Origin of the sequence: Methylobacterium tarhaniae (assembly GCF_001043955.1) — a bacterium.
In the GTDB taxonomy this organism is placed as follows: Bacteria; Pseudomonadota; Alphaproteobacteria; order Rhizobiales; family Beijerinckiaceae; genus Methylobacterium; species Methylobacterium tarhaniae.
This window is the reverse complement of record NZ_LABZ01000191.1, coordinates 24,380-31,998: the sequence shown is the minus strand read 5'-3', so window position 1 is coordinate 31,998 and position 7,619 is coordinate 24,380. Positions and strand designations below refer to the sequence as shown.

Below are 7,619 nucleotides of genomic sequence, written 5' to 3'. Positions count from 1 at the left end.
GCCGGATCGTCCGCCCGGGCCGCCGGGCTCACCCCGCGGGCCGCCACGGGGGGCGCCACGAGAACCGTCATGAGGACCGTCATGCCCGCCGCCCGGGCCCGGGCGACCGGGTCCCTGGCTGCCTGGCCCTTGGCTGCCTGGCCCGCCCTGCCCGCGGCCGCCGTCCCGGCGGGCCGGGTCGGGCTGCAGGCGGACGCCCTCGAGGTCGAGCCGGCCGCCGCGACCGGCGCGACCGTCGAGGATCGCGAGCCCGCCGCCGGCCGGGACGAGGCCGCCGCGACCGGTCACCGCGTAGCCCGCGCCGGTGCGCAAGGCACCGCCGTCCCGAGTGACGTAGGCCTCGATCGAGAGACGCCGCACCTGGGCGCCGAAGGGTTCGCTCGCCGAGACCGCCCGCGTCACCGCGAGCCGCCCGCCCGCGAGGCTGCCCTCCGCCACCGCACGCCCGCCGGCGAGGGCCGGATCGATCCCCGAGAGCGGCAGGTTGCCGATGCGCAGGGCCCCTGCGGGCCCGCGCCGCACCGGGCCGGCGACGAGGTCCGGCATGGCGCCGGCCGGGTCGATCCGGCTCGCCGCGATGCTGCCGTCGGGCCGGCGAAGGCCGCTCACCGCGACCCGCTCGCCGAGCTTCGGCCGCGGCATCTCCGGCGGCAGCCCGGCGGTGGCGACCGCCTGGCCGAGGACCGTCAGCCGATCCGCGCCCACGCGCTGCACCGGGCCGACCACCTCGTGGATCACCGCGATGCCGGCGGTGGAGAGCCCGCTCTCCCCCACCTGCGCCAGGGTGCGAACCACCTGGCCGACGCGCAGGTCCTCGACCCGGGCCGGGCGCCCGTCGATCGTCACCGGCACGTCGGGCGGATAGGCGATGCGCAGGTCGTTGACGATGATGCTGCCGAAGCCCCGGATGGTGCCGACGACCCCGGTGCCGCCGATGCCGCGGTCGCCCTCCTCGTCGGGCCCGGGCCGGATGCCGGTGCCGCCGATGCCCTGGTCGAGGACCTTGTCACCGGCCGCCCCCGCGGGACCCGCGACGGCGAGCCAGCCAGCGCCGGAGAACAGGCGCAGCAGGCCGCGCCGCGTGACGGAGGGAGCGCGTCGCAAGGGCCGCGTCCTCACGCCTTCGGCTCGGGCCGGGGTGCATCTTCGGCATAGATGTAGATGCCGAAATTCCAGCGCGCCTCGCCGCCCGGGTCGGTCTCGCAGGCCGCGTGCGCCTCCCGGTTGGCCTGCTGCAGCGCCTCCATGGCGATCTCCCGCGCCCGCGCCTCGAGCCGCCGCGCCAGCTCGGGCGAGAGCCCGTCGTAATGGACGGCGCGCTCGAGGAAGCGCGGCTTCTCCTCCAGGATGTTGGCGACGGCGGCGGCGATGTGGTCGTGCAGGTTGCGGCCGAAGTAGTAGAGCTGCTGGCTGCCGCCGCCGCTCGGCACGAAGGCGGCCTCGGCGAGCACGATGCGTTCCTCGTCGTCGAGGGTGACGAGGCCGCTATCGAGCCACTCGTCGAGCACCGCCCGCGGGCGCAGATCCCGGGTCACCGAGGCGACCAGGCTCTCGAAGGACGGGCCGCTCTCGGCCGCCCGCTTCAGGGCCTTCGGCCGGCCGTCGGCCTCGGTGAAGTCGGGGGCCGCAACCCAGCGGGCGATGATCCGGCTGGTGCGCGAGACCGCGGCCGGTACCGCGCTCACCGGCGCGCCGGCGCCGCGCAGGCGCCGCACCTCCTTGCGGTGGATGCCGGTGAGCAGGCTGACCCGGCTGTCGGTCTGGTCCTTTCCGGGCAGGGCGAAGTCGTACTCGGCGACGTTCACGTAGAGCTCGCGCAGGAGATCGGTCAGCGCCGGGAAGGTGATCCCGCTGCGGACGAACAGGCGCACCAGCGGGCGCAGCAGCCGGGCGAGCGGGGCCTGCAGCGCGCCCGCATCCGGCGGCAATCTCGGGTTCGGCTCTGACATCGCGGCCGTTGTAGCCCAGGCACCGTGGGACACAATCCCACGAAGGCGCGGCGCGGGACGATTTCCGATTGACGTGGGAATTTTGCCCACATAGAGAAGTCGCTGTGGTCAGATTTCCCACGCCGTCAGCCGCCACAGGATTCCCCGATGGCCAGCCCCCTTCCCCTCGTCTGCCGTTCCACCGAGCCGCTTCGGATCGCGGCCGTCTCCCGGCGCCGGCCGGTGTCGCGGTTCCCCGTCGCGATGCTGATGCGCGGCCTCGCTGTCATCGCCGCCTTGGGGGTGCCGCTGGCGGCGGCGACCCTGGCCGACCTCGCCCATCCCGTGCCGCCCGCCTCGGCCCGCTGACCCGAGGAACGCCCCCATGCTCGAAGCCCTGCGCAACGACCAGACCCGCCCCGCGCCCATCGGCCGGGCCTTCGCCGCCCCCGAGATCACGGAATCCCGCATCGACGAGTCCCGCGCCGCCCTCCGCTCCCGGCACGAGCCGGCCGATGGCGGCGAGGCCCTGATCGTCGCCGCCCTCTGCCTCGTCATCGGCGGCGCGATCCTGCTGGTCGCCCTCCAGGCGATCTGCATCGTCCAGAACCTCTGAGGTGGTTCTGACGAAAGCCGGCTTCCTGCCGGCCGACACCTGACGGCCCGGACGCTTCCGCCGCCCGGCCCCCTGACCCGCACGAAACGGCATCCTCGATGACCAGACCAACCGAAGCGCTCGGCCTCGCCGGCGCGCTCGCCCTGACGGCTGCCCTCGCCGTCCCCTTGGCCGCCCCCTTGACGCTCCCCTCGCCGGCCTCCGCCGCCGACCTGCCGCGCCGGGCCGCTCCGCCGCCGGCCTTCACCCCCGTCCCGGTCTTCACCTGGACCGGCTTCTATGCCGGCGTGAACGCGGGCGCCGGCTTCGGCGGCGGAGGCGGGACCTTCACGGATGCCACCTACGGCACCGTGACCCCGGGCAGCCGTGACGCCGCCTTCGTGGGCGGCGGCCAGATCGGCTACAACTACCAGGTCACGCCGGGCTCCGGCCTCGTGATCGGCGCCGAGGCCGACATCCAGGGCACGACCTTCGGGCGGCCCCGCAGCGGCCTCGTCGGCACCACGACCTTCACCGATATCGGCCCGAGCCTCGACTGGTTCGGCACGTTGCGCGGCCGGTTCGGCTACGCCTTCGACCGCTTCCTGGTCTACGGCACCGGCGGCTTCGCGTATGGCGGCGGCAGCCATCCGGCGAACGCCTCGTCCTCTACCGGCACCCTGCCCGGGACCTTCCGCACCGGCTGGACCGCCGGCGGCGGCGTCGAATACGCCATCACCGAGCGCCTGAGCGCCCGGATCGAGGCGCTCTATGTCAGCCTCGACCGGAATGGCGGCAGTGGCGGCCTCGTCTACGACACCGGGACCAACGCCTATTACGGCCTCGGCAAGCCCAAGGCGGAGTTCGGCGTGGTGCGCGCCGGCCTGAACTACCGGTTCTCGACGGACTGAGATTCCCCAGCATCAGGACGGTCGAGAGGGCCGGAGGCGGGCGACCGCCTCCGGTCCGAAGATTTCAGTTTCGTGTTTCGGTATCGTGGTGGGTCATGGATCGGCTTGCGGGGGAACATGCGTGCCCCCGATCGAACTCGAGCCTGCAGGTTGCGGCCAGAACGGACAAGCGCCGCAGCAATTCACCGCCGTCGGGAGCGCTCTTCGGCATGCGATCGAGCCGCGACTGCATCTCGGTGAGGGAGAACAGCCCGGCCTTCAGGCCGGACTGCAACCAGTCTCTGTCCTTCTCCCGCCAGGCGACCAACTTGGCCAGGGCCACGTCGTTCTGCTCCGGTACGATGGCTGTGACGCCGGGACATCCCGCTCCTTCGTAGCGCGAGACGCGTCGCCACGGCCCGGGTGAAGGCGTAGGCGCGCCGCTTGCTGCGGTCGTGGAAGTCGGTCTTCATCGGCAGGGAACGACGAAACGCACTCCCTCGGTCATGAGACCATCCTCCCCTGCAAGGCCGCAGCGATCACGGCGCGAGTTCGGCGAACGAGACGCGCAGGTTGCTCGTGAACTCATATTGGCCGTGATCGCCGCCGTTCCAAGCTCGGATCGTCCGGCGCGGGAGCCCTCGTTCTCTGACGAGGTCTCTCGCGACCGTCACGCTCGGACGCGGGAGCGGTGCGTTACGCCTTCGTGTCGATCAGCTGCGCGACCCGGCGCAACGCCAGCAGATATCCTTGCGTGCCGAGGCCCGCGATCACCCCGTCGGCGCGCAGCGAGACGTAGGAATGGTGGCGGAAGGCCTCGCGCTTGTGGACGTTCGAGATGTGCACCTCGATCACCGGCGCCTCGAAGGTGTTGAGCGCGTCGAGGATCGCCACCGAGGTGTGGGTGAAGGCGGCCGGGTTGATGACGATGCCGCCGGCGGTCTCGCGCGCCTCGTGGACCCAGTCGATGATCTCGTATTCGCGGTTCGACTGGTGGAAGCGGATCTCCAGCCCCAGCTCGCCGGCCAGCGACCGGCAGGAGGCCTCGACGTCGGCGAGCGTCTCGCTGCCGTAGATGTGCGGCTGGCGCTTGCCGAGCAGGTTCAGGTTCGGGCCGTTCAGCACGTAGACGAGGCGGCTCATGACGGGGCTCCTTGGCGGGGCGCAGGGACAGCGCGTTAGGCGCCGGTCCGCGGTCCGGCGTCAACCGTCGCATCAGAGCCGGACGGCATCGCCACGATAGGCGAACGGCATTGGCCGGCGGGGGTCTGCCGCGGCGATGATCCTCCTCGACGACGCGGGACGTCCCGTTCCGCTCCCCTTGAGGACACTTCCGATGCGCAGCCTTCTCCTCGCCGGCGTCGTGCTCGCCGCCTTCTCGACCAGCTCCGCCAACGCCTGGACCCAGTCGCTCCTGCATCCCGAGGGCCAGGGCTCTCCCCGCGCGGCCACGATGCCCACGCCCCCGCGCTACAGCGGCTACGACGCGGCGGCCCGCCGCGCGGCACCGCGGCGTGCCCCGCCGGTGCAGTCCGGCGTGACCGGGCCGACGCGGCCCTCGGATCCTCCGGCCTGGCCCTCCTGCCCGTGGTGCTGACGGAGCAGCCTCGTTCCCGGCCCGCCCCCGCGATGCTAGCCTCGCGACCGCCCCGATGCCCGGGGCATCGAGGTCGTGGCCTCGCATGGCGGAGGGCGCCGATGGAGATGCACCAGATCCGCTACTTCTTGGCCCTGTGCGAGGAGCACAACTTCACCCGCGCGGCCCAGGCCTGCAACGTCACCCAGCCCTCCCTCACCCGGGCGATCCATTTCCTGGAAGAGGAATTGGGCGGGGTCCTGTTCCACCGCGAGCGCACCGGCACGCAGCTCTCCGAGCTCGGCCGCACCGTGCGGCCCTACCTGGAAGAGGTCTACGCCAAGGCGCAGGCCGCGCAGGAAGAGGCCCGCGCCTTCGGCCGGCAGCGCCGCACCCGCCTGACCCTCGGGGTGATGTGCACGATCCAGCCCGACGCCCTCGTCGGGCTGATCGGCGGCTTGCGGTCGCGGCATCCGGACCTCGAACTCGACATCGTCGATGCGAGCGCCGGCGCCCTCGAGGAGCGCCTGCTGGCGGGGAGCCTGGAGGTCGCGCTCTACTGCCTGCCGGGCCGCGAGCCCGATCCCCGGCTCCACCACCTCGCCCTGTTCCGCGAGCCGATGGTGATCGTGGCGGCGGCGGGGCATCCGCTCGCCGCCCTGGCGGCGATCCGCCCGCAGGACCTCAGCGGCCAGCACTACGTGCACCGCCTCAATTGCGAGTTCCGCGGCGTCGCCGGCCCGATCTGGGAGGCGCAGGGCTGCGCGAATTGCGAGACGATCTATCGGAGCGAGCGCGACGACTGGATCCTGGCGATGATCGCGGCGGGGCTCGGCTTCGGCTTCATGCCGCGCTCCTGCGCGGTCCATCCCGGGGTGGTCGCCCGCCCCCTGGTCGAGCCGGAGTTCTGGCGCGAGGTCAACCTCGTCACCGTGCGCGGCCGGCCGCACGCCCCGGCGGTCGGCGCGCTGCTGCGCGAGGCGATGCGGGCGGAGTGGTTCGGCGCCCCCGCCCTGGCGACCGCGCGCGAGCGGGCAAGGGCCGGCGAGGCAAGGGCCGGCGAGGACTGACCCCGCCCTATCCTTCCGCCTTGTCGCCCTGCCCCTGCTTGGCACCGCCCGCCGGATCGGTCGAATCCTCGCCCCCGGGCTCCGGCGCGTCGCGCCCCTGTGGCGTCAGGCGGGGCCGGCTGATCGCCTCCTCGTCGATACCGGGCGGCTGCGTCTTGTTCGGGTCGGTCATTTGATACTCCCGGGTGGTTATGCCCGAGGGCAACGCCCGGTGGGTCGGGGCGGTTCGCACCGCCTCTCGCGCGACGGCCCTGACGCTCTCGGTGTCATCCCGGGGCCGGGTTCTCGGCTGCGCCGAGCCCCGGGGTGACGAGGAGGATTTCAGCAGCGTCGGCGGGATAGGACTCCCTTACCTTACCGCTTGCGGTAATACTGATCGATGCTCACCGCACCCAGCAGCACCAGGCCCTTGATGACCTGCTGGTAGTCGATGCCGATGCCGAGGATCGACATGCCGTTGTTCATGACACCCATGATCAGCGCACCGACCACCGCGCCCGTGACCTTGCCGACGCCGCCCGAGGCCGAGGCGCCGCCGATGAAGCAGGCGGCGATCACGTCGAGTTCGAAGCCGAGGCCGGCCTTCGGGGTCGCGGTGTTGAGGCGGGCGGCGAAGATCAGGCCGGCGAGCGCCGCCAGCACCCCCATATTGACGAAGGTGAGGAAGGTCAGGCGCTCGGTGTTGATGCCCGATAGCTTGGCCGCCTTCTCGTTGCCGCCGAGCGCGTAGATGCGCCGGCCGATCACCGTGCGGCTGGTGACGAAGCGGTAGAGCAGGATCAACGCGAACATCACGATCAGGACGTTCGGCAGGCCGCGATAGGTGGCGAGCCAGGTGCTGAAGGCGACGATCACCGCGGCGACCAGCGCGTTCTTGAGCGCGAAGGCACCGATCGGCTCCGGCGTGAAGCCCTGGCGCTGCTGGCCGAGGCGGCGGCGCAGGTTCGAGCCGACGAGGATCAGCGCCAGGGCGACACCGACCAGTACCGAGGTGATCCGCAGCGAGCCGCCGGTGACGATGTCCGGGATGAAGCCGGAGCTGAGCTTCTGGAAGTCCGGCGGGAACGGCCCGACCGACTGTCCGGCGAGCAGCGCCAAGGTCAGGCCCTTGAACACCAGCATGCCGGCCAGCGTCACGATGAAGGACGGGATGCGCCAGTACGCGACCCACCAGCCCTGCGCCGCGCCGATGAGCCCGCCGGCGACGAGGCAGAGCAGGGTGGCGACGAGCGGGTGCAGGCCCATCTGCACCATCAGCACCGCGGCGAGCGCCCCGATGAAGCCCGCGGTCGAGCCGACCGACAGGTCGATATGCCCGGCCACGATGACCAGCAGCATGCCCAGCGCCATCACCACGATGTAGCTGTTCTGGAGTACCAAGTTGGTGAGGTTGAGCGGGCGCAGGAGCGCCCCGTCGGTGAAGAACTGGAAGAAGATCACGATGCCGACGAGGCACAGGATCATGCCGTAGTCGCGCAAGGATCCCGAGAAGGCTTTCGGGTTGAAGCCGGCGAAGGCCGGCGGACGCGGGGCCTCGGCGGGAGTGGCGGTGTCGCTCAT

11 protein-coding genes are annotated in these 7,619 nt (G+C 72.1%); 5 read left to right on the top strand and 6 right to left on the bottom strand.

Translation table 11 applies throughout. The features are described from left to right. Positions 1-1,104 (bottom strand): DUF5666 domain-containing protein (locus VQ03_RS35085; protein WP_048453507.1); only part of this gene is annotated, 1,104 nt, incomplete at its 3' end. A gap of 11 nt (positions 1,105-1,115) precedes the next feature. Beyond that, entirely contained in the window at positions 1,116-1,949 is an 834-nt protein-coding gene (locus VQ03_RS24435) for a DUF6502 family protein (protein ID WP_048453506.1), read from the bottom strand. A 147-nt stretch (positions 1,950-2,096) separates the two neighbouring features. Here VQ03_RS24435 and VQ03_RS24430 point away from each other — a divergent pair, with 147 nt between their 5' ends. From VQ03_RS24430 to VQ03_RS24420, 3 genes are all read left to right on the top strand, one after another. After that, on the top strand, positions 2,097-2,297 hold the full coding sequence (locus VQ03_RS24430) for a hypothetical protein (protein WP_048453505.1): 201 nt from the start codon (positions 2,097-2,099) through the stop codon (positions 2,295-2,297). Between the two features lie 16 nt (positions 2,298-2,313). Continuing rightward, on the top strand, positions 2,314-2,544 hold the full coding sequence (locus tag VQ03_RS24425; protein ID WP_048453504.1) for a hypothetical protein: 231 nt from the start codon (positions 2,314-2,316) through the stop codon (positions 2,542-2,544). Positions 2,545-2,642: 98 nt separating this feature from the next. Then, on the top strand, positions 2,643-3,434 hold the full coding sequence (locus tag VQ03_RS24420) for an outer membrane protein (protein ID WP_083468197.1): 792 nt from the start codon (positions 2,643-2,645) through the stop codon (positions 3,432-3,434). A gap of 64 nt (positions 3,435-3,498) precedes the next feature. Here the strand turns inward: VQ03_RS24420 and VQ03_RS24415 are convergent, their stop codons facing one another. Both VQ03_RS24415 and aroQ read right to left on the bottom strand, forming a co-directional pair. Further along, positions 3,499-3,756 carry a hypothetical protein gene (locus VQ03_RS24415; RefSeq protein WP_048453503.1) on the bottom strand — a complete coding sequence of 86 codons (258 nt, stop codon included), beginning with the start codon at positions 3,754-3,756 and terminating at the stop codon, positions 3,499-3,501. Between the two features lie 353 nt (positions 3,757-4,109). Then, on the bottom strand, positions 4,110-4,556 hold the full coding sequence (gene aroQ, locus VQ03_RS24410; protein ID WP_048453502.1) for a type II 3-dehydroquinate dehydratase: 447 nt from the start codon (positions 4,554-4,556) through the stop codon (positions 4,110-4,112). 193 nt (positions 4,557-4,749) lie between these two features. On the opposite strand from aroQ, the gene VQ03_RS24405 reads away from it, so the two are divergent. Continuing rightward, entirely contained in the window at positions 4,750-5,010 is a 261-nt protein-coding gene (locus VQ03_RS24405; protein WP_048453501.1) for a hypothetical protein, read from the top strand. Between the two features lie 101 nt (positions 5,011-5,111). After that, positions 5,112-6,059, top strand: coding sequence for a LysR family transcriptional regulator (locus VQ03_RS24400; protein ID WP_048453500.1), 948 nt, complete (start codon positions 5,112-5,114; stop codon positions 6,057-6,059). Between the two features lie 7 nt (positions 6,060-6,066). Here the strand turns inward: VQ03_RS24400 and VQ03_RS33955 are convergent, their stop codons facing one another. Next, entirely contained in the window at positions 6,067-6,231 is a 165-nt protein-coding gene (locus VQ03_RS33955; protein WP_167376128.1) for a hypothetical protein, read from the bottom strand. A 182-nt stretch (positions 6,232-6,413) separates the two neighbouring features. Beyond that, positions 6,414-7,619: a multiple monosaccharide ABC transporter permease gene (gene mmsB / locus VQ03_RS24395; RefSeq protein ID WP_048453499.1), complete on the bottom strand. Its 1,206-nt coding sequence runs from the start codon at positions 7,617-7,619 to the stop codon at positions 6,414-6,416.